Raw genomic sequence first — 24,778 nt, forward strand, 5'->3', positions numbered from 1 at the left:
CTTGCGTCACGAAATACTCCTCCCAGTTGATAGAATACTCAGGATCTATAGAAGCCGAAGCACGACGCCAGGGGAATCCTCCTCATAGAGGATGGGTAGGACGTAGCGCTGCAAGCAACCGGGTCGGCGCTGACCCGCGCCGCTGGATTGCGCTGGAGAAGGCGCGTGTTCAGTCGGCTGGTCGATCAGGCGCTGGTAAAGATTCTTCCCCTGGCCCAGCGCAAGACACGGCGGGCACGCTGTACATGGTCGTTGGCCTCGGAGGCGCTAATGACCTCATCGGCCTCCTCGGGGGGCGTGTCGGCATAAAAGGTTTCGGGATGGAAAGGAGTGAGAGCCTCCATATCGTGCAGGATCTCCGTCGGTGCGCCGACGCGCTCGCCCAAGGCTCGCAGATCATGGTTATAAGGGGAACGACGTCCGAAGAGGAGCAGGCTCACGGCCTGGGCGGCTTTCTCAGCCACCTGGTTACAGTAATCGACGCAGGCGAAATGCCGACCGAGGTTCAGCTCCAGGCTTGCGGTGGCCATGTCCTGGGCGGCCTCGGCGAACAGAGCCAGAGCCCCCTGCAAGTCGCCTCTTGCAGACTGCATGGTCTCTGTCTCCTCTTCGTCTTCTGCCTCCGCTTCCGCTCCATCTCCTTCGCTCTCGCGCCCCGTTCCTCTGGCGGCTGGCGTTGAGCTGTCCTCTTCCCTGGTGTGGGAGGGAGGAGCCTGCTCCGACTGCTGCGGGCTGACGCCTTCCAGCAGCAGCCGCTCCAGATCCTCCTCAGACTCATGTGGTTGAGGGGCGTCACCCGCTGTGTGGCGCTCTGACATCTGAGTAAGCTCTCCCCGGTGCCTGCCCAGGGGCCAGCGAGCGCCCCGGGCGGCTTGTTCTCTTAGCTCAAACGACCTGTCCCTTGCCCGTAACGTACCAGGCTTTCCGCTTATCGATACCTCTGTGTGTTTCTCCTCTATATTAGTCCTGTCAGCGCGTGGTGTCAATGCAGCTTCACCGATGATTGATAGCGAAGAGCGAGAGTGGCCGCCGACAGTCCCCCTGCTGAGCCATTCCTGCTGCTCTTGTCCCCTCTCTCCCCCGCCTGGTGCTGGACCTCGACCGGTGAGAAGCGAACTGATCTGGAAAAACTGGCTGCAAAAGCTGGCCTGTTGACTCGTGAGAGGGAGAGGGAGAGAGCGAGGCGGTGGCTCTCGATGAGCGCTGCGGCAAAGTAGTGGGCCTGATGAGCGGGGAGCATCTCCTCAGCACCTACTGGCATGTTCTATTCACCGGGCGTTCCTGCTATACTAGGTATACAAATGCATGCTTTTAGTAAGGTTAGTGAAGGTGGCGAGGGCGCAGTAACTGCTGGTAACGCTGATGTCGCTGCTGTCGCAGAGGCCCGGAGAGAAAGAGTACATGTCAGCATGACAGAGAAAACGCCTGCGCATTCGCAAAGAGCCGGCCCTGAAACTGTTGCTAATGCTGAGAGCGCCCTGGCCTTAAGCAGGCTCTATGAGCGGTTCAGTCGGCCAATTCACTCCTATATTTATCATCTCTTGGGGAACCGTGAGGACGCCGATGATATGACGCAGGAGGTCTTTATCCGTGCCTGCCTGGCCTGGGATCACCTGCATGACCGTGAAAACCTGAGCGCCTGGCTCTATCGCATTGCGACGAATCTCTGCGTAGACCTCTTGCGCAGACGGAAACGTATTGCCTGGTGGCCTCTCTCCCTGAGCCATCAGGGCGACCATGATGAAGGCTCGATCTCTGAGGAGTTTGCTCTGTTGCTGGCTGATAGCGGAGGCATCCCCGAAATCGTAGAGCGTGAGCATATCCGTGCTGCGCTGGCGGCGATGCCGCTGGACTATGCGATCGTTCTCATGCTGAGCGCTGTTCAGGGCCTACCCTATCAGGAGGTTGCTACCATCATCGGAATCTCCCCCAATGCTGCCGCAACACGTATATCTCGGGCAAAAAAGATGTTTATCGAACGTTACATACGAATCGAGCGAGAACATCTGAAGGGGGAGGAGCGCCAGCGATGAGTGAGGCGAGGCACGAATCTGATCTGCCGCCGTTGCCTGCGGCTCATGAGCGCGGACGGCAGGTCTGCGAAACTGTCCAGCTCTACCTGGCCGTGCTCGATGACTTAAGCTTTGAGCAAGCGCAGGCGGTGCTGGAGCATGTCTACGATTGCTCATCCTGCCTACAGACCTATCGTCTCTTGAACCAGGTGACGCAACTGCTGCGTAGCAACCTGGAGCAAACACGCCCCTCAGCGCGCGTTGAGCGGGCTGTCTATCAGGCGATTGCGGCGCGTTGGGGGTCAGCAGCCAGTCTCTCCCGGGAGAAGCAGGCAGGGGAGTTCCACGAGCGGGCCGAGGTGTCTCGTACTCAGCGGCGCCTGGCGGCTCTGCGATCCCCAGTCCGTCGCGCTTCCGTGCGTCGCCGTCTCTGGCTCTTGCCGGCAGTAGCGGCCCTGGTGCTGCTGGTCCTGGGGGCCTCCCTGGGGCTAAGCACCATCTGGCAACCGTCGCAGGCGTTTGCCTTGCCTGCAGGACTCTCCTGGAGTGGCTATGTCCTCTATCATCGTCAAATCAAGGCGAGCGATGAAGGACTACCATACCGAGTCGAAACCTATCATAACCTGGGGACCGGTGAGCTGCACGTGGAGGCCACCATGCCTGGTCAGCTGGATGTGGTGCTGATCAGCGATGGGAAAATGGTTCTTGGGTTGGACATGATGCATCACGTGGTGCAGTGGAATCCTGCTCAATGGACTGTCCAGGACACGGCCTTTGATCTTGGGCAGTTGCGCCGCGATCTTCAGCAGGGTAGGGCCCACTATCTTGGTCAAAGTCGATTACAAGGACAAACAGTCTACCGTATCTGGCTGCCCAGTAACTATATTTTGTTGCTGGATCAGCACTACCATCCGGTCAACCTCCTGTATGCCGATGGTGCTCAACAGGGTCAGCCGGTGTATGACAGCCTGCGCTTGCTGACGGAAGACCAGGTCTCCGAGCGCCTCTGGGACATGCATCCTCCCTCGGACTTTCTGCCGGGCCACCTTCCCGCTGAGCCTTAGCCTCTCTTCCGTTCTTGCTTGCTTGCATCGCCTCGCGAGTGGAAGCTACAATGGGAGAACGAAGGAGCAGCAGGGCCTTCTGTAGGGTGGCTGTTCCAGCGATGAAGCTATTCGAGAGGCTGCACTGGCAGCAGGAGCAAGCATCATGGCAACAGCAGAACCAGTGCCTGTGATTGTCGGCGCGGCACGCACCCCGACGGGGAAATTCTTAGGGGCGCTTGCAAGCTTTACGGCCCCACAGCTGGGGGCGATCGCGATCAAGGAGGCGGTGCACCGTTCGGGCATCGCTGTCGAAACCATCGATGAAGTTATTATGGGCAATGTAGTCTCGGCGGGCCTGGGCCAGGCCCCAGCGCGCCAGGCGGCGATCGGGGCTGGCTTGCCGGTTGAGATTCCTGCCTTCACTGTCAACAAGGTTTGTGGGTCTGGCCTCAAGGCTGTGATGCTGGCGGCGCAGGCCATTCGGGCGGGCGATGGGCGCGCCTTTGTCGCCGGCGGCATGGAGAGTATGTCGAATGCGCCCTATCTCTTACCGAAAGCGCGCACTGGCTACCGTATGGGCCATGCTGAGCTGGTGGATGGCGTGGTTCATGATGGCCTCTGGTGTGCCTTCGAGCATGTGCATATGGGGAACGAGGCGGAGATCATTGCCGAGGCCTTTGAGATCTCTCGCGAGGAGCAAGATCGGTTCGCACTCGCCAGCCATCAGAAGGCCGCGGCAGCTACAGCCGCTGGCCGCTTCAAAGAAGAGGTTGTTCCGATCGAGGTCAAGCAGAAGGGCACCAGTCTCTTCGTTGCAAGCGATGAGCCGATTCGCTCGGATACTTCGCTGGAGGCCCTGGCCAGGCTTAAGCCGGCCTTCCAGGAGCAGGGCACGGTCACAGCGGGTAACGCTCCTGGCCTCAGCGATGGAGCCTCGGCGATGGTGGTGGTCGAGCAAACCCTTGCTCGTGAGCAGGGCTTGCCCGTGCTGGCGCGCGTGATTGGCTATGCCTCGGCTGCCATTACGCCGCGCTATATCTTTGCGGCCCCAACGCGCGCTGTTAAGCGGCTACTGGAGCTGACCGGCTTGCAGTTGAGCGACTTTGATTTGATCGAGGTCAATGAGGCTTTTGCCGCTCAAACACTGGCCAATGGGAAAGACCTTGGTTGGGACTGGAACCGGGTCAATGTGAATGGGGGGGCGATCGCCCTTGGCCATCCTATTGGCTCTAGCGGTTCGCGCATCTTGATTACCCTCATCTATGAATTGCGACGCCGTGGCGGCGGGCGGGGCCTGGCGACACTCTGCCTGGGCGGCGGCGGCGCTGTGGCTCTGGCTGTTGAGGTCTCGTGAACGGCACCAGCGCCAGCCTGCCTGTTGTCCGCTCTCCGCTCCTCGTTCACCCTGGCGGCTCAACCACCAGGACCAGGATGGGCGAGGAGCAGGAGGAGCGTTAGCTAGTCAGACTGCTTGATCTGGCTATACCCCCTCTGAGACCGGTAAAGACCTGCCTCCACTGGGGCGATTCCCCCTTCTGCTCTCCCCTTTTCATCACTGCAATGCTTAATTTCTTGCTACCCTCCCTCTCCACCTTTCAAGCGTCCTTTGTTATAACAATGGAAACTTTACATTTAAAATTATCAATATCGAATAAAGACAAGAGAAAGAGTTACCTCCTTCGAAGTGAATCGTTAAAAACAGATGCAAGGAAAAATAAAAACTGGAAGGTTGTATCATATAACATGCTTAAACAAGCTAACTCTTTATCGTTGATTATTCCTGTCCACAATGAGGCGGGAAACCTGGCGCTTCTGCATCGGAGAATTCGAGATGTTATGTCTAGTATGCATCAGCAGTATGAGGTCGTTTATGTCGATGATGGTAGTACTGACGGTAGTCTCTCTGTCTTAGAGCAACTGGCTGGGGCTGACCTCCATGTAAGAGTGGTGGGGTTAAGCCGCAATTTTGGGCAGACAGCGGCGCTGGCTGCTGGGGTGGCTCACAGTAGAGGAGAGGTGCTGATTCTGCTCGATGCTGACCTTCAGAATGATCCTGCCGATATCCCGCGGCTGCTCAGCAAGCTAGAAGAGGGGTATGATCTGGTCAGTGGCTGGCGGCGGAAGCGGCGGGGGGATGGTTGGCTACGTTGCCTGCTCTCTCGTCTGGCCAATTTTCTCGTTGCCAGGATCACTGGCATTCCCATCCACGATCTCGGTTGCACACTGAAGGTCTATCGCCGTGCGGTCTTTGCCCATGTTCCCCTCTATGGAGAGATGCATCGCTTTCTAGCGGCCTATGCGGCTCTGGCTGGCGCGCGCGTTGCTGAGGTTGAAGTAAGGCACTATCCTCGCTATGCCGGGCGTTCGCACTATGGTCTAGACCGCACACTAAGGGTGCTTCTTGATCTCTTGCTCTTGAAGTTCTACAGGAGCTTTGCCACTCGTCCTCAGCAGCTGCTGGGCCTGCCGGGGCTGCTGGCGCTTGTCCTTGGCCTAGCCTTTCTGCCGCTTGTCCTGATCCTTGTCTTGCTAGCTGGTAGATCGCGGGCGGCCTTCTGGTCGGGGTCTTTGCTCTTAGGTGCGCTCGGCTTTTGCTGCTTCGGCCTCCTGTCGCTTCAGCTGAGCCTCCTGGCAGAGATGCTGATGCGTACCTACTATGAGTCTCAGAACAAGCGGCCTTATGTGGTGCGCTGCCTTGTCTCGGGCGCAGAGCACCGTGAATGCTGGTAATGTCTGGACTAGATTGACTGCTCGCGTCTCACCCGTCTGATGTTTGTGGAGAAGTTGCTTGAGGGAAGAAGTAGGTAGTACGAAATGAAGATCTTGGTGATTGCTCCTCAACCCTTTTTTGTCCCCCGCGGAGTGCCTTTCAGTGTTTACGCCCAATTGCGTGCCCTGAGCGAGCTGGGCTATCGAGCAGACCTGGTGACCTATCCGCTTGGGGAGCCAGTAGCGCTGCCTGGCCTGCGCATCTGGCGCATTCCCAGCCTACCTTTTGTGCGCGAGGTACCTGTTGGCCCCTCGCTCGCCAAGCTCCTCTTCGACCTGCTGCTCTTTCTGTGGGCTTGTGGGCGGCTTTGTTCTCAGCGCTATGACTGCATTTGCACGCATGAAGAAGCTGGCGTCTTCGGTGTTGTCCTCGCGGCGCTCTTCCGCTGTCGGCATGTCTATTATATGCATTCTCAGCTGGCTCAGCAGGCTGCCTGCCTGGGACATGAGCACAAGCGCTGGCTGCTCTGGAGCCTGCATTGTCTGCAGGTCTGGATCCTCCGCCATGCCACTGCCGTGGTGGCGATTTGCCCTGCTCTGGAGCGGGAAGCCTGGCGGATGGGCGCTCATGGCAAGATCTATGTGATAGAGAACGTGGCCTTGCCGGATGACCTGCCGCCTGTGGATGGGGGGAGCGCGAAGGGAGCTTGTCTACGGCAGGTCGATGTAGCAGCGACCGGAGGTGAGTCGAGCGAGCCAGCTGCTCTAACTGCAGCCCGCGAAAAAACCAGGCTTGTCGTGAAGCAACCTGACGCTCGATCGGCCTCTCCGGAGGTGGCGCCCTTACTCCTCTATACTGGCACCCTTGAGCGCTACCAGGGAATTGAGTTACTGCTAAAGAGTGCTGTCATGGTACGGCAGCGCTGCCCTACCGTCCGTTACCGGATTATTGGCGGACGACAGGATCAAGTGGCGGCTTTGCAAGCGCTCTGTGGTCGCCTGGGGATCGAGGAGTGTGTGGAGTTCCTTGGCCAGCGGCCACCTTCTGAGATGGCCGCTGCTCTGGAGCAGGCCACCATTCTAGTGAGCCCGCGCTGCACAGGGACAAACATGCCGCTGAAGCTGGCAAGCTACTTGCAGTCTGGCAAACCCCTGCTGGCCACTTCGATTGTAGCCCATACGCAGGTCCTTAACGCCGAGGTGGCCCTGCTGGTACCGCCAACGCCAGAGGGTCTGGCTGCTGGTACGCTCTTCCTCCTGGAGAATTCGACTTACGCGCGTGCCCTAGCCTCTGCCGCCAGGCGTTTTGCCGCCGAACGCTGGAGCTGGCCCTCCTTTGTGAGACAGCAACAGTGCCTCTATGCTGACGTGATTGCCGGCGAGGTGAGGAGGTGCTCCCGATGAAGCGCTATTTGCGCGACCTTTTCGCCGAGGCGGCTGCGGAAGAGTTGGGGCTACCTCGCTGGTTGATGCATCTCTACCTGACGCTGCTGGAGCCGCCGCTTGGCAAGACGATCCGTCTCGATCTGCTGCGCTCGGTGCTGCGTGGCTACAGCGTGAGAGGAGAGCGCTGGCTAGATCTCGGCTGTGGCATCGGTGATCTGACGTTGCGCCTGGCCGCTTGTGGCGCCAGGGTGGTCGGGATCGAGCGCGACCCACGACGGGTTGAGCGCGCCGCAGCTTTGGCGGCTCGTGCTAGTTTGGATCAGGTGCGCTTTCTGGCGGCTGATGTCTGCCAGCTGACCGAGCTGGGGCTAGGGTCGTTCGATGGAGTTTGTTGCCTGGCAGTGCTGGAACATATTGTCGATGATCTCGCTTTGCTTCGGCAGATTGCCGCTGTACTGCGCCCCGGGGGCCTCCTGGTGCTGCAAGTCCCTTCCGCACGCCGCAAGGTGCTCCCCGCTGCCGAACAGGAGGATGGTCATGTCCGCTCCGGCTATGCCCTCTCAGAGATCTATGCCCTGCTCGAAGCCAGCGGCTTCCGCGTGCTTAGAGACGACTCACGGGACCCCCTCAACCTGATGTATTGCTGGTCCCTCTGTGCCTGGCTGCTAGCAGGGTTATTCGGGAGTGGTCGCTTGCGTGGCCCCTGCTTCGCTCTGTTTGGCCCTCTCTTTCTTCCCCTCATTCGCCTCTCTTCTCGCTGCCTGCCGCGGGTTGGAAGCGAGTTGGCTTTTCTGGCAGTGAGGTGCTGAATGACCAGAAGTCGATGCCAGGCGGGCAGTATATGCTCTGGCGCGAGGCAACATCAATCTCTTAGCCGTTCTCTCAATATTGGTGGAAATTCTGTCGTGTTGAGTGGTTTTTAGATCGTTTTACAGGCAAAAAACATGTGGTGGAGGTAAACATATGCGCTGCCTTATTACTGGTGTAGCTGGTTTTATTGGGTCCCATCTAGCTGAGCGCCTGCTGGCTGAGGGACATGAGGTCTGCGGTATCGATGCTTTTACCGATTGCTATCCACGCCAGATCAAGGAGCGGAATATCGAAGGGATTTCAAGATCCAGTCGTTTCGACTTTATCGAGGGCGACCTGCTCCGGCTGCCTCTGGTCTCACTCCTGGATGGTGTGGACTGGGTGTTTCACCTTGCTGCTCAGGCTGGGGTACGCCAGGGATGGGGTAATGAGTTTGTGCGCTATGTTGATGCCAATGTGTTGGCAACCCAGCGCTTGCTGGAGGCAGCTGTCCGCGCAGGGAACGTGCGACGTTTCGTTTGCGCCTCCTCTTCATCCGTCTATGGTGAGGCGACCTGCTTGCCGGTGAAAGAGGCGGCTCCCTTGCGACCTGTCTCGCCCTATGGAGTGACCAAGGTTACCACTGAGCAGTTGTGTATGCTCTATCATCGTAACTGTGGTCTGCCGGTGGTCATTCTCCGCTACTTTACCGTTTATGGCCCTCGCCAGCGGCCCGATATGGCCTTCTACCGCTTCTGCTGTGCGCTGATCAACCAGCAACCGGCTCTTGTTTACGGTGATGGTCTCCAGACGCGAGATGTGACCTATGTCGATGATGTTATAGAGGCAAATTTGCTGGCGGCGGCTGTCCCGGCAGCGGTGGGCCTGGCCTTTAATATTGCAGGGGGCACTCGGGTCAGCATTCGCGAGGTCCTCGATCTGCTCGAAGAGATGAGTGGCATGCCTCTGCCGGTGAAGTTTCTCGATGAGCAGCGCGGTGAAGCCCATGATACCTTCGCAGACATTTCACAGGCCAGCTGTGTTCTGGGCTTCTCTCCGCGGGTGGGGCTGCGCGAGGGATTGAAGCGTGAGTTAGATTATGTGATCTCGTATGCTCGCAGCCTGGCTTCTCGGTCCTATCTCGGCTGGCCTTTTGGCTCTGCGAGCCAGCTGCTGGGGGGGAGTGACGATGATAAGTAGGAGACCACCATCCCCCATGCTTTCCATTGCTTGTTATCCTCACAAAGGGGTGGGGACGGCACCGCCGTTCCCACCTCGCCCCTCGTCGGCGAGGAGATTAGCGCGTGTCAGGCTATGCCCGCTGGAGAAGGAGACTTCCCTACCTTCCCCTGTTGATTGTACAGGAGCGGCAGCCGATGGTTCCTCTGTCTCTGTGCCATCCAGAGGCTGGCTCTTCCGGGGCAAGGAGGCTGGAAAGAGGGGGTGCTTTGCGAGGTCTGCCCTGGGTGGGGGACCTGGTTGGCGACACGCTTTGGGGACGCTGGTGCTGGGCGCTGTCTCTCTGGCTGCCATCTGCTTGTTGCTTGGGAAGACTCTTGTTGCTTCTGCGGGCTGGACGGGGCTTGCGCGCAGCCAGGTGAGCTGTGCCTGCCTGCTGCTGGGGGGATCAGGGGGGCTGCTCTGTGTAGTGATCAGCGCCTATCAGTGGCGTGCCTTGTTACTGGCCCAGGGGAGACAGCTGGATCTGGCCGAGCTGATCAGGCTCTATCTGATCGGTCTCGCGTTCAGCCATTGTCTCCCTCTAGGGATTGGGGGCGATGCCATCAAAGCGCTCTACTCGGGTCGAGCGCTCGGCTCCTATCCGCTGGCGGCAGCCACCCTGGCTCTGGCTCGCTTACTAGGTTTGCTGGCCTTGAGCCTGCTGCTTGGGGGAGCGCTCTGTATCTGGAGGCAGCTCCTGCCTGCTCCTTTACCTGCTCTGGCCGCTGCCGTTAGTCTGCTGATCATGCTGGCTCTGGCGTGCCTGTTTGTGCTTGGCAGGCTGGCCAGCAGGCGGCAGCGGTCTGGCTGGCCTGCTCAAGCGGGTGACTTGCCTCGCCTCCTCTGCGGCAAGAAGCTGGGCCTTGGGCTTGCTGCTCTGACAACAGTGGTAGCCAAACCGTTTTCTTTCTTGCCTTCGCTGGGCTTCAGCCTCTGTTTCTGGGTTATGGCTGGGCTGAATTACTATAGCTATGGCCTGGCCCTCGATATCCATCTGCCGTTGCCTTGCTACCTTGTCGCCATTCCGCTGGTAGCTCTCGCCGCCGCCCTCCCACTCTCTTTATTCAACGGTCTGGGGATACGTGAGGGAAGCCTTGTCGCCATCCTGGCTCTTTATCACGTGCCCGCGAGCAAAGCCCTCTTCCTGGCGGCCTGTGTGGATGCCCAGGGGGTGCTTCTGGCGCTGGGGGGCTGGCTGGTCTATCTCTTGCGGAGAAGGGAGGAGAAGTAAGCAATGACTCAGCAGCCGCCCAAACGGCGCCAGTTTAAGCCGGGCGTCGGGATGCCTTCCTCTCAAGTACGTTTTTGCTTCGACGATGAGGAAGACACCGTTGTTCTGCCTCTCCTTCCAAAGTCGACAGGAGGGGCAGCAACTGGCGGGCACGCCAGATCCGATGCGGGCGCTGTCCCGGAGCTGCGACGGGCCTTCATCCCCCAATCTTTGCCAATGTTGGATGCAGAGGAGTTGTCGCAGCAGCCGATCTGGCTAGCCACAACTCTGCGCTTGCGGGTCCTGCCAGGAACCTGGCGGCGTCGGGGCAGTCGCCGCTTACGATTGATGCTTGTGAGCTGTGGCCTCTTCGTCTTGCTCTTCGTGGGCTGGCTGGTCCTCGTGCGCTCGTCTGTACCGGAAGTAGTGCTTTATCAGGCTCAAAGCCAGGACTATGATCAGAGCCTGGGAGGGGAAGGTCTGGTCTATCCCCAGAGGCAGCTTGTGCTGTCTCTGCCTTTCGGGGGCAAAGTTGATACCGTGCTGGTCAAGGTGGGCGACGCTGTCAGCGCTGGGCAGGCTGTGTTGCGCCTTGATCCACTTGAGTTGTCTGGGCAGCTAAAGCTGGCCCGGGACGAGCTGACTGCCGCGGAAAGTTACTTGCAGGAGGTGATGAACAGCGGCAATGCAACGGCGATCGCGCAAGCGCGTCAACGCTATGCGCTAGCCAAAAGCAGATATGAAGCCTTACAGGCTCGTTCCTCTTCCCTCCTTTCAGGGAACTGCCTTGTGACTCCGCTGAGGGGAGTGGTGACAGCGGTGCATGTCGTGGCCGGCCAGTTCTTCTCGGCCAATGCTTCCTTGCTCACAATCAGCGATCAATCGAGGGTAATAGTCCGCGCTAAACTGCCGTTGAAGGCTCTAGGATTGGTCCATGTAGGGCAGTCAGCGGAGGTCTTTACTGTCGCAGGACCGACGCCGACTCTGAGTGGCACTGTGCTGACCATTGTGCCGCGTGCCGATCCACAGACCGATACCTTCGAGGTGTGGGTGGTGCTGGATAATCGGAGTGGGGTTCTTTTGCCAGGCATGAATGTCTTTGTGCGCCTTGCTGTAAAGGGGAGGGCCTTGGGACTGCCGCGACTGGCGGTGCTCGATCTGGATCTGGCTCCAGCTGTCTTTGTTGTGAAGCAGCAGCATGCTTATTTGCGCTCAGTACACGTGATTGCTCGCTCGTTCACCCAGATCTTTATTGATCTTGGTTTGCGCCGTGGAGAGCTGGTCGTTCTGGTAGGGCTGGCTGACCTTCGCGATGGACAAGAGGTACGTGTAGTAGGGATTGAGAAGAGTTGATGACTCGCCCGAGGTATCAGCGTGGGAAGGGATGGAATATGACAATAAGATACCAAAGACTCGCTGGCTTGGCGCAGTGGTTGGAACAGTGGCCCTGGCTGGAGTGGAAAGCTGATCGTGGCAGATTCCTGCTGGCCTGCCTCTTGATGCTAGGAGCGAGTGGCCTGCCCTGGCTAGCAGACCCTTTGCAGGGTGGATGTTCTCCCTGGCAAACGCCGCTGGTGCCAGCCTGGTCTGTGGCAGCTCCCAGTACGATTGGAGCGGCACTGACAAGCGTTGGGGCTGGCTCTTTCATGGCCGCTTTGCTCTGTCTGAGCTGCACTCTGAAACCTGTTGCTCGTCAGGACCTGTGGCGCTATCGTCTGGCGGGGAGCGCTTGTCTACTGCCACTATGCCTCTTTTTGCTGCACTTTATTGCTGTCGACACTCAGCAGGGCGATCTGCTGGCTTACCATAAGCTGGAAGCGCTGCTTATCCTGCGTCACTTGGGCTACAATCTTCCCCGGGACTGGCTCCCTGTGACAGCTCCTTTTGCTCTGGATAAGACGGCACTCCACTGGCGCGCCGTCTTATTGGTGGATCAGCTTCGCCCGGGGGCTCTGCTTCCTTTGATTGGCCTGAGCCTTTGGTTCCCGCACCAGCAGCCAGGCCCTAGACGACCAGACGGTAAGGTAAGGTCTCGGACAGGCAGCCGGGGCCGTGTCTGGCGCCCGCTCTGGGTGACGGTAGTGCTGGGAGTGGGCCTGCTGCCAGCTCTCGTCGCTCCACTCTGGTCTCTGTTGGCTACATACCAGGCGGGCCTGGCCATCGCCTCCGGTGAGTATCAGCAGGCTCTCGAACGGTTAGAGACAATACGCTGGCTGGCCCCTGGGGCTGTCGACTCTGTAACCTATGAGGAGCAGCTCGGTCAATCCTTCTTCGGGCTAGAGGCCTACTCGCAAAGGGAGGCCATCAGCTTTGCTGCCGCTCTCTCTTTGCTGCAACAACGTGCCTACCTGCGGGCCTATCAGCTGCTTTTCCCACAGTGGTTAGCGCATACCCAGCGGCAGCAAGATCCTCCTGAGCCGTGGCTAACCGCTGCTCTCAGCGAGGCCCTGGAGGGGCTGGTAGAGGCTGCCTGGCCTGCCGGAGCGCTCTCAGAGGATACGCTGGAGCGGAACCACCGATTGAGTATGGCTCGGGCCTGGCTGAGGCGGCTCGCGCAGGTCAATCCAGATAGCCTCTATGCTCACTACCTTCTGGGACGAGCTGACTACGAGCTTCGTAACTATCAAGACTGCCTGGCTGAAATGGGAAGAGCGTCCACACTCTCCGCCGATAATGACCTCCGCTCGTCTGCCTATACCTATATAGGTCTGGCGGAGATTGCGTTAGGCCACTCCGTTCAGGGGCGGGAGGCTTTGCTACTAGCGCTCGCGCTTGATCCCGACTATCACAATAACACGGCGCGAGAGGCGCTCTCTGGTCTGCACTAAAGTGCACTCGTTGCTGAGAATAGCAAATACCTATTGATATGTATGAACAAATAAGGAAGAAGGGATGGTCGTAGGGTGCTATGTTTGAGCGCTGGTACTTGTATCGCCAGTTTCTTCCCAGTCCCGGCTCTCTCTGCCTCCTGCTGCTGGCCATGTTGGCGGCGGTTTGGTTTCCCTGGCAGGCTACTATGGTTCCTCAGCCGGGGGATTTTGATCCCGGCTGGGGAGGGGCCCGTTGGATCACCGCGGCAGATGGGAGCGCACCGGTCGCCTACTTTCGTTACAGCCTGCCGCTCAATTCGTGGCCAGAGGAAGCGCTGCTGACGGTAGCGGCGCGGCAGACTTTCACCCTGGCTGTCAACGGCGTCTCACTGGGCAGCACGAACGGCCAATTCGCTCCCCGTGCCTTTCTCTATGATCTACGCCGCGCGTTACGGATCGGGGTAAACGTCATTGCTCTGCGTGTAGTCAATGCAGACTTGCAGGTACCGGCTCTAAGAGCTTTCCTAGAGATCAGGAATGGGGCAGGAACCTACCGCTATGGCTCGGGAGAAGTCTGGCGCGCCACCGCTCAGAGCGGTCTGGCCCATCGCCGCGATGCGGCTACGGCCAATGCCTGGAGCCTGCCCGACTTCGACGCAACTGACTGGCGGCGGGCGAGAGTTCTTCCTGAAGAGGCTGGCTCTGAGCCTCATCTCTCCTTTGATCCCCGTCCCTACGAGCAACCTTTGCCTCACCTCTGGCTAAGAGCGGACAGCCCGGACGCCTGCTTTGCTCGACTCCTCGACGTGCCCGAGGGAGTGACCACTGCCTGGCTGCGCCTGGGAAGCCCTGCCCGAACAAGTGTGTATCTCAATGGAAGGTTGCTGACGACCCTGAGCGGAGGAGTCCAGTCTCTGCCTTTCAAGCAGCCTCCCTCTTCAGAAGGCTATCGGGCCGGGCTTGCGGTCACGCTTTATGACATCTCACCCTGGCTGCATAGGGGGCGTAATACGCTGACCATCCATACGGCTCTGCAGGTGCCGCCAGTCGCAGGACCGGTGGAGCACCTTGTTGCCAAGGTGACAGTGCTGACCGATCTTGTTCTTGAGGAGAGCGAAGGCCGGTCTCTTTGGCTGGAACCATCAGCGGCCTGGCGCCTGGCCGATCATCGGGCCTGCGGAGAATTAAATGCGGAACAGCTAGCGAAGCGCTGGCCATCGGCTCCTCTCGAAATTCCTTCGGCCCCCTTGCTCTTGCCATACCTGACCACTGTGACGCTCGCCTCGCCTTCTCTCCTCTCCCTGCCCACCACAAGCTGGATCATCCTTAGCGGAGCGATAGCCAGCGTTTGGCTCCCCTGGCTTGGGCTAGGTTTCTGGCTCGCCATTGGATGCTCTGTTGTACCGCGAATGATCTGGCGACGATTGAGCCTGGCCGTAGTCCCACCGCTAACGCTGGCGGCACTGTTGATAGTGCTGGCCCATGTGCCCGTACTCCCACATCTCTGGCCGTATACCAGGTTCTGGCTCTGGTTTCTGGAAACACTCCTCTTGCTTGACTACGCCGTGCTGGCCTGGGCAATCTGGATGGCCAGGCGTCGATTGCAGATCAGTCATTTCAGACAGGAAGCTATTTGGCTGGGAAAAGAGCACAAAAACAGCAAAATCGAGGCAGAGGAGTGCCTTCAAGATAGCTCTCAACGTTGGAAGCGCTTGTCCGGCTGGTATCGATCGCTATCTGGCTATCTATTAATGGGCCATCCCTCCTGGCTATCCTGGCGCTTCTGGCTGGCCATGCTCGCGCTCCTGGTCGTAGCTATCCTCTTCTCAGGCTACCAACTCGCGTATGAGCCGTATTGGCAAGATGAGCTTTCCAGCTACTATGCAGCACACGGCATTTTGGCCACTGGCTGGCCAAGCTTCCCGTCGGGTTTTCTCTACACCAAGGCAGAACTCTATTCGTATCTATTGGCCGGCTGGAGCCTGCTTTTCGGCGACCGTCCAGAGATAACGCGGGCCATCAGCGTTGGCGAGTACCTGCTCTGTCTACCCCTGCTCTATCTGGCAGGCTGCTACTTCTTCTCCCGCCGTGTGGCCTGGCTAGCGACGGCTATGCTGACCTGTTCACCTCTGGCCTGGGTCTGGTCACGCCAGATGCGCATGTACCAGCAAGCGCAGCTCTTCACCCTGCTGACCTTGCTGCTCTTTCATAACTGCCTACAGCGCCAGGCGCGCTCTCGCCTCATCTACGGGGTAGCGCTCTGCCTGCTAGCAACCTATCTGAGCCACGAGGAGACCTTTATCATCCTGCCGGCCCTGTTGTTCTGCGCTCTCTGCTGCAGAGACCGGGCCCGGCTCAGCCTGGCAGCCCTTTGTTGCTCGCCCTCCTGGCGAAGAGCTGGCCTGCTCTCTGGCATCGGTATCGGCATTCAGCTCCTGCTGGCTCATGGCAGCCATCCACCGATCCTCGGAACAGATACCTCGCAGCGCCCTCTTGTCCAATTCACCTTGAATAACGTCATCTTCTATACAGAAATGCTGTTTTCGCCTGCCACAAATGGACGGACCCCCTGGCTCTTCCTTAATTCGGCGAGCATGGTACTTGGCTGCTTGAAAGCTATTCGCAGCAAGGAGCCACGCGCTTGCTACTGTCTCTTGTTTTTACTGGCTTCCTGGCTGACGCTCATCTACGGCTTTACGCTGCAGGCTGATCGCTACCTCTATCCATTGCTCCCTTGCTATTACCTGTTGAGCGCCTATGGAGCGAGCGAGCTCATGCAGGCTATTGGGAGATTCACAATGGCCTTGACAGAGGCAGGCTCTTTATTGCCTGACCAGAGCTGGAGCCGAGTAACGGCGGTGCAGCGCCTCTTCTTAATAGGAAGCTCGGGTCTGCTGTGTGCCCTCCTCTTGATTGCGCCGTTGAAAGCGATGAACACCAGCAGCCTGTTTCTGAGCCGGCTGTTGGGGCTGCCCTATCACCGTCACTACGCCGACTATGATGTCGTCGGAGCCTATCTACGGCAACATCTGCGCCGAGGGGACGTGGTAATTGCGGTAGCACCTGCCAACTGCGTGCGCTACTATGTGGGGCAAGTCGATTACTTTTTCTCCATCGACCGCGCCCTCTATCTCATGGAGCAGCGTGGGCATATCATAGAGACCGCCTCTGCGGCGGAGGCGCTCCTCAACCAAGAGGACTTCGCGACGGTGCTGGCTGAGCACCCACGGGTCTGGATTGTCTCAGATGGCGGACCATATGAGTCTGCTGTCAAAAAGCGCTTTATCTTTCCGCCCGATGTGCGCCTGGTCTTTGAAGGATATGCATCCGCTCTCTATCTGCGTGGCGGCTAGCTATTTCGGAGGGTCTAGTTCTATGCAAAAGAAGCTATACGGATTATTGCGAACTATCGTGTGGATTGTGATTGTGCTCTGGGTGATCATGACCGCAGCTGGCTATATTGTGAGCTGTGCGCCACTCTGGGAGCAGCTCCCTCATCCGCCTCTGCTCGTAGGGGAGGGTCTCACTCCCAGTCCTGGCCAGAACCTCGCCGCTGCCGCGACCTCGCTGACCTTGTTGCCTGGGTGGCGCCAGCAGGTTGAGACAGTGGTCGACCAGGTACTGGAGAGCATGCATCAGCATGCCTGGAATCCCCTGGCCGAAACGCATGGCCAGCACACCGGCGGTCTCTTCATCAACTGGGAGATGGCCCATCCAGAGCGTGTCAATGCCATTCGGCCTGGGCCTGGGCCGCAAGCAGAGACACTGAAAAAGCATGATCCCCAGGTTGATCTGCTCTACCTGAACGCCTTGAGCAGCTATCAGCGCCTCAACCCTGGAAAGAGGAGCTATCAAGCCGACCTGCAGCGAATACTGGCTGTGGTCAGAATCGATTTTCAGAACTACAACCTGCCCAAAGGCTGGGTCTACTTCTCACTCCTCTCTGCTGCGCTCTCCTTGCCAGATGCTGCTCTCCTACAAGAAGCCCGTGCTCTGGCCGAGCGTTTCTATCGCTTCTGGTATGATCCACTGGTAGGGAACGTCTACGACCGGCGTCATCGACTACCCGACTATAGTACGGTCCATACGCTAGAGTGTGGTGTCGCTCTCATCGATGCGGGAAAGCGCTGGCAGGTGCCGGCCTGGAAGGAGGCCGGCGAGCGGACGCTGCAACACGTCATCAGCGTCGCCTTTGATCCTCACAGGCACTTGCTCTACGAGAGCATGCTGGTTGAACCTGCAGGCCCTGACCAGCCCCAAAGCGATCAAGTCAGAGCGGCCTCCGAAGGAGAGGCGATCTCAGCCCTGGCCCTGGCCTATCATCTCACTGGTCAACGCCACTATCTTTCGCTCGCTGGCACGTTACTCCAGAGCCTCTTCACCACCAGTGGTCTCTGGGACACCCAGCGCGGCGGCTTCTACTTTGCCCTCCATCTGAGCAATGGGAGCGTTATCCAGGATTATAAAGAAACACGGGCCCAGTGTCTAACGCTAAGCGGCCTCCAGCTCTATAATACCCAGGTCACGCTCCCATTGCTCAACGAGGAACAGGCCCTGATTGCTTTACTGTTGGGACCATTTTATGAGCACACGTATCATGGCTACTTCTACCGTCTGCGAGCCGATTTTCAGATCTATGTGAGCAAACCGGGCGCCGGGATTGGCAAAGAAGACTATTTCACTTCGGAGGCAATGGGATGTGTCGTGAACGCGCTACTAGCAGTGATCCAACCTGTCTAGCAACCCTCCTTACATGCGCCAGAGCAGAAAGACCCAGGCTGCGCTCCGGCTACGAATCACCAAGGGCAAGCCCACCGTTCAGCCCTGGCCGACCACTGGCTGCTGACGGATCAGAGTCAGTAAGCTCCCAGCCAGGAGGTAGGAGAGGGCCATCGCCATAAAGGCGAGCTGGAAGCCAAACTGATCGATGAGCCAGCCAATGATGCCACCCCAGGCGGAGCCAACGCCAAAGGCCAGCGCGAAATAGAGACCGAAGGCGTTGTCACGCACATCGCGGCTGGCCGAATCTGCCAGGTAAGCCTGGAGCAAAGGAGCTTCTGCATAGACAGCAAGGCCCATCAGCAACAAAGCCGGTGGGATAAGCCAGAAAGGCATACCTGGGCGAGCCAGCTCGGTAAAGAGGAACGTCGTGACAGCCGAGGCTCCATAGAATAGATAGAGCATAGGGCGGCGTCCCAGGCGGTCGGAGAGGCGGCCACCTAGCAGCGGGCCGACGACGCTTCCCAGAAGCAACAAAGTCAGCAGAAGACCCTGAAGACGGCTATCTACATGGCGCACATTTTGCAAATAAAGCGGGACATAGGTAGTAACATTGCCTAGACCACGACCGCCAGCGGCAATAATGGAGACGGCCATGATAATCAGCAGCGTACGGTCGCGCAGCGGAAGCAGCAGGCTTTTGCCTGTCTGGAGCAGCTCGCTCCCGCGCGAGGCCCGATTGTGAGCGGGCTGAGGCGCTATTTCTGCAGTCTGCTGCCGGAAGCGGCTGCGCCGATCGAGTGGTCCCCTCTCTTCGAGCAGAATCAGGATAGCGATGCCAATCAAGATGCCTGGCAAAGCGGCCACATAGAGCAAGGGGCGCCAGCCCCACAGTCCCAGCAGGGGGCCGGCGATAAAAGGGACAGCCAGCGTGCCGATATTGCCGCCGGCGATATGCCAGGCCAAAGCATAGCCATGCCGGTGCTGGCCGTAGCGATCGGTCAGATACGAGCTGCCAACGGGATGTTGAGGAGCGGTAGCCAGTCGGAAAGCCGTACTCCAGGTCATCAAAGGCCAGAAGCCATTGATCGTACCCATCAGCAGGGTGCTCAAGCCGCCGAGAATAGCGCCAGCACCAAGGAGCACCTTGCGCAAGATATAGCGGCTGGCCAGGCCGAAGACCACCTGGAGAAAGCCCCCGAGAGCATTGGGAAGAGCGACTACCAGGCCAATTTGGGTATAGCTGAGATGATACTCCTCCTGGATGAAGGGGTAAACGAGAGGCATCAAGACGGTAATAGCGTGAATAAAAGCATGAGCTGTGCTGACCAAAAAGAGATCGCGACCTGCGGCAGGCAAAGTAGCAATCTGCTCTTCTGGTAGCATAGCCATCTGGTTTGAACCAGCCGTCGATTTCTGCTCTGCTTGTTTCATAAGATCCCTCCAAATGAAGTGTAACACGGAGAGAAGTGGAGGAGATAGAGAGGAAAAGGGCACCTGCCGGGGAGAAGAGGGGCCGTGAGAGGCCACCCCTATGGTACAATACAACTGTGGAAATCGTCCTGGGGGGCGGCAATGTCAACGGCTCAGGCCGTCCCACAAGGGTTCTCGACGAAGAGGAGTGAGCGGCATGCTAGACCAGGAATCTGTGGATATTGGCAAGGAACCCCGCCTTGTGCAGGGGACCCTCTTTGATAAAGCTGAGCTAGAACGGTTGGCAGCCGAGCAACGGCGCTGGGAAGGAACCACGCTCAAACAGTCGCTTGAGCGCATGCCCGAGCGAGAGCACCACATGACCACCTCCAGTGTCCCCATCAAGCGCGTCTACACCCCGCTGGATGTTGCCCACCTGGATTACATGCGCGATATCGGCCTGCCGGGCGAGTACCCTTTTACCCGCGGCGTACAGCCGACAATGTATCGGGCCAAGCCCTGGACCATGCGGATGTTTGCCGGTTTCGGCACAGCTGAAGATACAAACGCGCGCTTCAAGTATCTCCTGCAGCAGGGGCAGACAGGTCTATCGACCGCCTTTGACATGCCCACGCTTTACGGCTACGACACTGACCATCCGATGGCTGCCGGTGAGTTCGGCAAATGTGGCGTTGCAGTCTCCTCGCTGGCCGACATGGAAATCCTCTTTCAGGATCTGCCCCTTGATCGCATTACTACTTCCATGACCATCAACAGCCCGGCAGCAGTCATCTGGGCCATGTATATCGTCAACGCCGAGAAGCATGGTTATCCGCGTGAGAAACTGGGAGGCACTCTACAGAACGATATCCTCAAGGAGTACATAGCGCAGAAAGAGTTTCTCTTTCCTCCCGAACCTTCCCTGCGGCTCGTCGTTGACACCATCGAATTTGGCGCGCGCCACATGCCGCGCTGGAACACCGTCAGCATCAGTGGCTATCATATTCGCGAAGCAGGTGCCACTGCTGTCCAGGAGCTGGCCTTCACCATTGCCGATGGCATGACCTATGTAGAAGCGGCGCTCCAGCGTGGCCTCAAGATTGATGAATTCGCGCCGCGACTCTCCTTTTTCTTCGATGTCCATAATGACTTCTTCGAAGAGATCGCCAAATTCCGCGCAGCGCGTCGCATCTGGGCAAAACTCATGCGCGAGCGCTACGGAGCCAAAAATCCGCGTTCCTGGCTGCTCCGCTGTCACGCTCAGACGGCGGGGGTCTCCCTCACCGCTCAACAGCCGGAGAACAATATCGTACGCACAACCATTCAGGCGCTGGCCGCAGTGCTCGGAGGCACGCAATCGCTCCACACCAACGCCCTTGATGAAGCGCTGGCGCTTCCCACTGAGAAGGCGGCCCTGATTGCCCTGCGTACCCAGCAGATTATTGCCTGCGAGAGCGGGGTCACCAATACTGTCGACCCACTGGGAGGCTCCTACTTTATTGAGAAGCTCACCGATGAGACCGAGCAAGCGGCGTGGGAGTATATCAAGCGGATCGAGGAGCTGGGGGGGGTATTGGCCTGTATCCAGAATGGCTTCTTCCAGCGAGAGATTGCCGAATCGGCCTACCGCTATCAACAAGAGATCGAGCAACGCAAACGCATCATTGTAGGTGTGAATCAGTACGTCCTGGAAGAGGAGATGAAGGTCCCGACGCTCTACATCGATCGCGAGGGGGAGCGCGTCCACCTGGAGCGCTTAAACCGTGTGCGCAGAGAGCGGGATCAAGCGGCAGTCAGGAAAGCTCTCGACAGCCTGCGCCGCGTAGCCGAAGGAAGAGAGAACACGATGCCGGCCATTATTGAGGCCGTGAAAGCCTATGCCACCCTGGGCGAGATCATGGATGTCTTCCGCTCAGTCTTTGGTGAGTATACAGAGCCGACAGTTTTCTAGCCAGGCGAGGGCCTTAGCCAGGAGCCTGGTGCTTCCTGGTGGTTGGAGAAGCTGCCACTAAGGGCGAGGGGGCAGGCGGAGCCAAAACATCGCGCTGTTACCTGGCTGATCTCCTGGAAGCCAAGCCCTAGAGATTGGTGGACCGGGCTGGATGGCAGGGAGGGCCGCCGACCCCCTGATCCGCCAGGGGTGGGAAAGCGCGTTGCGTGCGCGCTCTCCTGATGGCATAATAGAATATCGCGCGACCCTTGGGATAAGAGTGAAAGGGCATTACCTGATTTAAGGTGAGGATCGAGATGCGATGCAGTGGATAGAATTAACGGTGCAGGCGCACCCCGAGGCGGTTGAGTCCGTCAGTGAACTCCTCATGCGCTATACGCATGGTGGCGTGGCCATTGAAGAACCGATCGAACTGCTCGATGACGGGCAGGAATATCGCATTCTCCCCGGCCATCCTGTCAAGATTCATGCCTATCTGCCGGTTGATGGTAAAGAGGAGGAGGCCCAACAGCGGATTGCTGAGGGGCTGTGGCATCTTGCCAGCATCGGCGCCGGGCTTGTTGGAGAGCTAGAGACGCGCCTGATCCGTGAAGAAGACTGGGCCACCGCCTGGAAGGAGTCCTATCATGTGACCCATATTGGCCGCCGCCTGGTCATCTGCCCTTCGTGGCGCGAATACAGGCCCGCTGAGGGCGAGGTTGTCATGACGCTCGATCCCGGCATGGCCTTTGGCACCGGTCTCCATCCGACCACCAGAATGTGTCTGGAGGAGCTGGAACGGCGTGTACAGCCAGGTATGCGTGTCCTTGACCTGGGAACGGGTTCGGGCATCCTGGCCTTGGCTGCCGCCCTGTTGGGAGCTGACGAGGTCGACGCCTACGATATTAGCGATGTTGCTGTCGCCAGCGCCCGCGAGAATGTGGAGCGCAATCATCTTAGCGAACGCATTCGGGTGATTCACGGAACACTCGACGAAGCAAGCAGCCTGGCCCTGGTTGGTCGCTATCATTTGCTGGTGGTGAACATTCTGGCTGGTGTGATCTGCTCTCTAGCCCCCTTTATGGCGACCGTCCTGGCTCCTGGGGGCCTGCTGCTAGCCAGCGGAGTGTTGCAGGAGCATCGGGATAAGGTCGAGGAGGCGCTCAAAGGAGCCGGGCTTTGTCCAATGGCCACCGTGCAAACCAATGACTGGTTGCTTTTTGTCATGCGCAAGCCAGTCTAGCCTGATGAGCGGCCATGCACCGTTTCTTTGTCTCGCCTGAGTTGTTAGCCCAGACTAACCGTTCCTCGTTGTACCGGATGATGTTGCCCACAGCAGTAGCTCATCAGGTTCGTGATGTCTTGCGGCTCGCTCCCGGTGAGCGTGTGCTCCTACTTGATAACAGTGGCGACGAAATTGAGGCGAGGATTGTACACGCTGGGCGCTCTGGGGTCGAAGTGGAGATCGTCGAGCGGCGTAAGGGCCGTAGCGAGGGCTGCCTCCGGCTAGTGCTGTATCAGGGACTGCTGAAGTCAGCCCGCTTCGAGTGGATTCTGGAGAAAGGGACAGAGCTGGGTGTCAGCGCTTTTGTCCCGCTCCGCTGCCAGCGATCGCAGAGTGGACAAGAGGTGCTGGGAGCGACAAAGGTCCAGCGTTGGCAACGTATTCTCCAGGAAGCGGCGGAACAGTGTGGCAGGTCTCGTCTCCCCGAACTGCTTCCCGTACGCAGCCTCCCCCAGGCTTTGGCCGAGCTTCCTGCTGATGCCTTGATCGTGATGCCGTGGGAGCAGGAAAAAAAGCTCGCTCTGCGCACAGCCCTGCGCACTCGGCGGCAACAGATACGTGAGGCGGTGCTGCGTGGACCGTTCACTGTGGCCCTCTTTATCGGACCCGAGGGCGGACTGGCCCCCGAGGAAGTGGCTCTGGCCCGTGAGCATGGCGCTCTCATTGTCTCACTTGGCCCCCGCGTTCTCCGGGCAGAGACAGCGGCTCTGGTGGCCGCTGCCAGCGTACTTTACGAATACGAAGATGCAGAGGCAGAGACCGACGAGGCTGTCTCTGGCTAGCTAACGCTGGTTGATCAGAGAAGGCCCCTTCCTTATCAACACATCGGCAGAGCATCCACCTATGATGGCCTCCACCTGCCGCAACGCTCACAGCGGTGTGACGGGCAATCGCCGCGCTACTTCCGACAGTGGCCCCGCTTTGACGAGACAGGCCTGTCAGTCTAGCCCTGCCTCGCCTGGCCCCATTAGTGGAAACCGCTTTCCGCATGGCCCGGACCTTGCTCTCAGGAGCAAGAGATCTCCCTCTCTAACGAATGCTGAGAAATTTCTGGAATCTGATCCAAAACCTGTTGACAAATCACCAGAGATGTGCTATCTTAATGGCACAAGGTTAGAGAACTCCTCTAGCCAGATATGCGGGAGTGGCTCAGTGGTAGAGCGCTTCCTTGCCAAGGAAGATGTCGCGGGTTCGAATCCCGTCTCCCGCTCCAGGTGTGGCGACGTGGCCAAGTGGTAAGGCAGGGCTCTGCAAAAGCCCGATCAGCGGTTCGAATCCGCTCGTCGCCTCCTCCTCTTCTCTCATGGAAAGGCGTGATGCTCTACGATCACGTCTTTTTTATTGCTAAGGACTCCAGCGCATGCGGCAGCAGCGTAGCTACTCCACAAGAGCAATTGTCCTCAGACGGATCAACCTCGGTGAGGCAGACCGCATTGTGACCCTCCTCACGCCCACTCATGGCAAAATGCAGGCGGTGGCCAAGGGGATACGTCGCCCGACCAGTAAGCTGGCTGGCCATCTAGAACTCCTCTGCCATAGTCAGTTGCAGCTCGCTCTCGGGCGTGACCTGGATATTGTGACGCAGGCAGAGAGTCGCGAGAGCTTCCTCGATCTGCGCATGAGCCAATGGCACATGACCTGCGGCTTCTATCTGGCTGAGCTGGTAGACCGTTTTCTGGAGGAGCATACGCAGCAGAGCCGGATCTACTTTCTTATGCTAGAGATGCTGCGTGCGCTCGATGCCGATGCGGCCCGCTCTCGGAAGGAGGAGTCACCTGGCCAGGCCGATGATGCCTGGCGAGCGCTTTCGCAATTGCTGTTGCGCTACTTCGAGATCCATCTTTTAAGTCTGGTTGGCTACGAGCCGGCCTTCCGCGCCTGTGCTCATTGCGCTGCCGAATTGCGTCCCGAACAAAACGGCTTCTCTCCTTCGCTGGGGGGCGCCCTCTGTCCTCGCTGTTCCCGCTTCTGGAGTCGTTCCCTCTCTGTGAAGGCGCTGCATGTGTTGCGCGTCCTGCAGCGTAGCGAGTGGCAGGCCGTTCCTCATTGGCGTCTCAGCCCTTCGCTGCTGCTGGAGATCGAGCGTGTGATGCATGATCTCCTCCGATTTCACCTGGAACGCGACTTGAAAACCTGGAGTTTTCTTGAAATGCTGCGCCTGGAGCGAAATCTTGACAGTCCCTCCCTTCCCTCCGCTCCGAATCTGTGATAGAGTGGTGCTCAGGTCAGTCCCTTTGCGATTGTCGTT

General features: G+C 58.6%; 18 protein-coding genes and 2 tRNA genes. 18 read left to right on the forward strand and 2 right to left on the reverse strand.

All coding sequences use genetic code 11. From position 1 onward, the window contains the following. Nucleotides 1-185: 185 nt before the first annotated feature. Nucleotides 186-818 carry a HEPN domain-containing protein gene (locus N688_RS02170; protein ID WP_052887752.1) on the reverse strand — a complete coding sequence of 211 codons (633 nt, stop codon included), beginning with the start codon at nucleotides 816-818 and terminating at the stop codon, nucleotides 186-188. A gap of 591 nt (nucleotides 819-1,409) precedes the next feature. Here N688_RS02170 and N688_RS02180 point away from each other — a divergent pair. The 12 genes from N688_RS02180 to N688_RS02235 all read left to right on the forward strand — a co-directional run bounded on the left by N688_RS02180 (nucleotide 1,410) and on the right by N688_RS02235 (nucleotide 17,923). Next, nucleotides 1,410-2,033: an RNA polymerase sigma factor gene (locus N688_RS02180; protein ID WP_052887754.1), complete on the forward strand. Its 624-nt coding sequence runs from the start codon at nucleotides 1,410-1,412 to the stop codon at nucleotides 2,031-2,033. After that, nucleotides 2,030-3,076: a hypothetical protein gene (locus N688_RS02185; RefSeq protein WP_052887755.1), complete on the forward strand. Its 1,047-nt coding sequence runs from the start codon at nucleotides 2,030-2,032 to the stop codon at nucleotides 3,074-3,076. Before N688_RS02180 ends, N688_RS02185 begins: the two co-directional genes overlap by 4 nt. Nucleotides 3,077-3,221: 145 nt before the next feature. Continuing rightward, complete coding sequence (locus N688_RS02190; RefSeq protein ID WP_052887756.1) at nucleotides 3,222-4,412, forward strand: acetyl-CoA C-acetyltransferase; 1,191 nt, start codon at nucleotides 3,222-3,224, stop codon at nucleotides 4,410-4,412. A 389-nt stretch (nucleotides 4,413-4,801) separates the two neighbouring features. Continuing rightward, nucleotides 4,802-5,788 carry a glycosyltransferase family 2 protein gene (locus N688_RS02195; RefSeq protein WP_081838419.1) on the forward strand — a complete coding sequence of 329 codons (987 nt, stop codon included), beginning with the start codon at nucleotides 4,802-4,804 and terminating at the stop codon, nucleotides 5,786-5,788. Nucleotides 5,789-5,872: 84 nt separating this feature from the next. Continuing rightward, on the forward strand, nucleotides 5,873-7,171 hold the full coding sequence (locus N688_RS02200; RefSeq protein WP_052887758.1) for a glycosyltransferase: 1,299 nt from the start codon (nucleotides 5,873-5,875) through the stop codon (nucleotides 7,169-7,171). Beyond that, nucleotides 7,168-7,962, forward strand: coding sequence for a class I SAM-dependent methyltransferase (locus N688_RS02205; RefSeq protein WP_052887759.1), 795 nt, complete (start codon nucleotides 7,168-7,170; stop codon nucleotides 7,960-7,962). The genes N688_RS02200 and N688_RS02205 overlap by 4 nt, the downstream gene beginning before the upstream one ends. A gap of 154 nt (nucleotides 7,963-8,116) precedes the next feature. After that, the gene (locus tag N688_RS02210) at nucleotides 8,117-9,142 is read left to right on the forward strand and encodes an NAD-dependent epimerase/dehydratase family protein (protein ID WP_081838420.1); all 1,026 of its coding nucleotides are present in this window, start codon (nucleotides 8,117-8,119) and stop codon (nucleotides 9,140-9,142) included. A gap of 16 nt (nucleotides 9,143-9,158) precedes the next feature. Next, nucleotides 9,159-10,394, forward strand: coding sequence for a lysylphosphatidylglycerol synthase transmembrane domain-containing protein (locus tag N688_RS02215; protein ID WP_238321058.1), 1,236 nt, complete (start codon nucleotides 9,159-9,161; stop codon nucleotides 10,392-10,394). Nucleotides 10,395-10,397: 3 nt separating this feature from the next. Beyond that, a complete protein-coding gene (locus N688_RS02220; RefSeq protein WP_052887761.1) occupies nucleotides 10,398-11,726 on the forward strand; it encodes an efflux RND transporter periplasmic adaptor subunit in 1,329 nt (442 codons plus the stop codon). 68 nt (nucleotides 11,727-11,794) lie between these two features. Further along, nucleotides 11,795-13,201 (forward strand): tetratricopeptide repeat protein, encoded by a 1,407-nt coding sequence (locus tag N688_RS02225; protein WP_052887762.1) that lies wholly within the window; start codon nucleotides 11,795-11,797, stop codon nucleotides 13,199-13,201. A gap of 80 nt (nucleotides 13,202-13,281) precedes the next feature. Then, a complete protein-coding gene (locus N688_RS02230) occupies nucleotides 13,282-16,536 on the forward strand; it encodes a glycosyltransferase family 39 protein (protein WP_052887763.1) in 3,255 nt (1,084 codons plus the stop codon). Nucleotides 16,537-16,582: 46 nt separating this feature from the next. After that, nucleotides 16,583-17,923 carry a hypothetical protein gene (locus tag N688_RS02235; RefSeq protein ID WP_156025252.1) on the forward strand — a complete coding sequence of 447 codons (1,341 nt, stop codon included), beginning with the start codon at nucleotides 16,583-16,585 and terminating at the stop codon, nucleotides 17,921-17,923. 78 nt (nucleotides 17,924-18,001) lie between these two features. On the opposite strand, the gene N688_RS02240 is transcribed toward N688_RS02235, so the two are convergent. Beyond that, on the reverse strand, nucleotides 18,002-19,336 hold the full coding sequence (locus tag N688_RS02240; RefSeq protein ID WP_081838422.1) for an MFS transporter: 1,335 nt from the start codon (nucleotides 19,334-19,336) through the stop codon (nucleotides 18,002-18,004). A gap of 196 nt (nucleotides 19,337-19,532) precedes the next feature. Here N688_RS02240 and N688_RS02245 point away from each other — a divergent pair, with 196 nt between their 5' ends. The 6 genes from N688_RS02245 to recO all read left to right on the forward strand — a co-directional run bounded on the left by N688_RS02245 (nucleotide 19,533) and on the right by recO (nucleotide 24,739). Then, entirely contained in the window at nucleotides 19,533-21,266 is a 1,734-nt protein-coding gene (locus N688_RS02245; protein ID WP_081838423.1) for an acyl-CoA mutase large subunit family protein, read from the forward strand. A gap of 301 nt (nucleotides 21,267-21,567) precedes the next feature. Next, a complete protein-coding gene (gene prmA, locus N688_RS02250; RefSeq protein WP_052887766.1) occupies nucleotides 21,568-22,488 on the forward strand; it encodes a 50S ribosomal protein L11 methyltransferase in 921 nt (306 codons plus the stop codon). 14 nt (nucleotides 22,489-22,502) lie between these two features. Further along, nucleotides 22,503-23,312, forward strand: a complete 810-nt coding sequence (locus tag N688_RS02255) for a 16S rRNA (uracil(1498)-N(3))-methyltransferase (RefSeq protein ID WP_052887767.1) — start codon at nucleotides 22,503-22,505, stop codon at nucleotides 23,310-23,312. A 356-nt stretch (nucleotides 23,313-23,668) separates the two neighbouring features. Further along, nucleotides 23,669-23,743 (forward strand) — tRNA-Gly (locus N688_RS02260). A gap of 5 nt (nucleotides 23,744-23,748) precedes the next feature. Continuing rightward, nucleotides 23,749-23,819 (forward strand) — tRNA-Cys (locus tag N688_RS02265). Between the two features lie 71 nt (nucleotides 23,820-23,890). Next, nucleotides 23,891-24,739, forward strand: a complete 849-nt coding sequence (gene recO / locus N688_RS02270) for a DNA repair protein RecO (protein ID WP_052887768.1) — start codon at nucleotides 23,891-23,893, stop codon at nucleotides 24,737-24,739. The last annotated feature ends 39 nt before the right edge of the window (nucleotides 24,740-24,778 follow it).

The organism is Thermogemmatispora carboxidivorans (assembly GCF_000702505.1).
GTDB lineage: Bacteria > Chloroflexota > Ktedonobacteria > Ktedonobacterales > Ktedonobacteraceae > Thermogemmatispora > Thermogemmatispora carboxidivorans.

Excerpts from the sequence above, each read along its gene's own strand:
- N688_RS02170 (WP_052887752.1), bottom strand. The coding sequence starts at position 818 with ATGTCAGAGCGCCACACAGCGGGTGACGCCCCTCAACCACATGAGTCT.
- N688_RS02180 (WP_052887754.1), top strand. The coding sequence starts at position 1,410 with ATGACAGAGAAAACGCCTGCGCATTCGCAAAGAGCCGGCCCTGAAACT.
- N688_RS02185 (WP_052887755.1), top strand. The coding sequence starts at position 2,030 with ATGAGTGAGGCGAGGCACGAATCTGATCTGCCGCCGTTGCCTGCGGCT.
- N688_RS02190 (WP_052887756.1), top strand. The coding sequence starts at position 3,222 with ATGGCAACAGCAGAACCAGTGCCTGTGATTGTCGGCGCGGCACGCACC.
- N688_RS02195 (WP_081838419.1), top strand. The coding sequence starts at position 4,802 with ATGCTTAAACAAGCTAACTCTTTATCGTTGATTATTCCTGTCCACAAT.
- N688_RS02200 (WP_052887758.1), top strand. The coding sequence starts at position 5,873 with ATGAAGATCTTGGTGATTGCTCCTCAACCCTTTTTTGTCCCCCGCGGA.
- N688_RS02205 (WP_052887759.1), top strand. The coding sequence starts at position 7,168 with ATGAAGCGCTATTTGCGCGACCTTTTCGCCGAGGCGGCTGCGGAAGAG.
- N688_RS02210 (WP_081838420.1), top strand. The coding sequence starts at position 8,117 with ATGCGCTGCCTTATTACTGGTGTAGCTGGTTTTATTGGGTCCCATCTA.
- N688_RS02215 (WP_238321058.1), top strand. The coding sequence starts at position 9,159 with ATGCTTTCCATTGCTTGTTATCCTCACAAAGGGGTGGGGACGGCACCG.
- N688_RS02220 (WP_052887761.1), top strand. The coding sequence starts at position 10,398 with ATGACTCAGCAGCCGCCCAAACGGCGCCAGTTTAAGCCGGGCGTCGGG.
- N688_RS02230 (WP_052887763.1), top strand. The coding sequence starts at position 13,282 with ATGTTTGAGCGCTGGTACTTGTATCGCCAGTTTCTTCCCAGTCCCGGC.
- N688_RS02240 (WP_081838422.1), bottom strand. The coding sequence starts at position 19,336 with ATGAAACAAGCAGAGCAGAAATCGACGGCTGGTTCAAACCAGATGGCT.
- N688_RS02245 (WP_081838423.1), top strand. The coding sequence starts at position 19,533 with ATGCTAGACCAGGAATCTGTGGATATTGGCAAGGAACCCCGCCTTGTG.
- prmA (WP_052887766.1), top strand. The coding sequence starts at position 21,568 with ATGCAGTGGATAGAATTAACGGTGCAGGCGCACCCCGAGGCGGTTGAG.
- N688_RS02255 (WP_052887767.1), top strand. The coding sequence starts at position 22,503 with ATGCACCGTTTCTTTGTCTCGCCTGAGTTGTTAGCCCAGACTAACCGT.
- recO (WP_052887768.1), top strand. The coding sequence starts at position 23,891 with ATGCGGCAGCAGCGTAGCTACTCCACAAGAGCAATTGTCCTCAGACGG.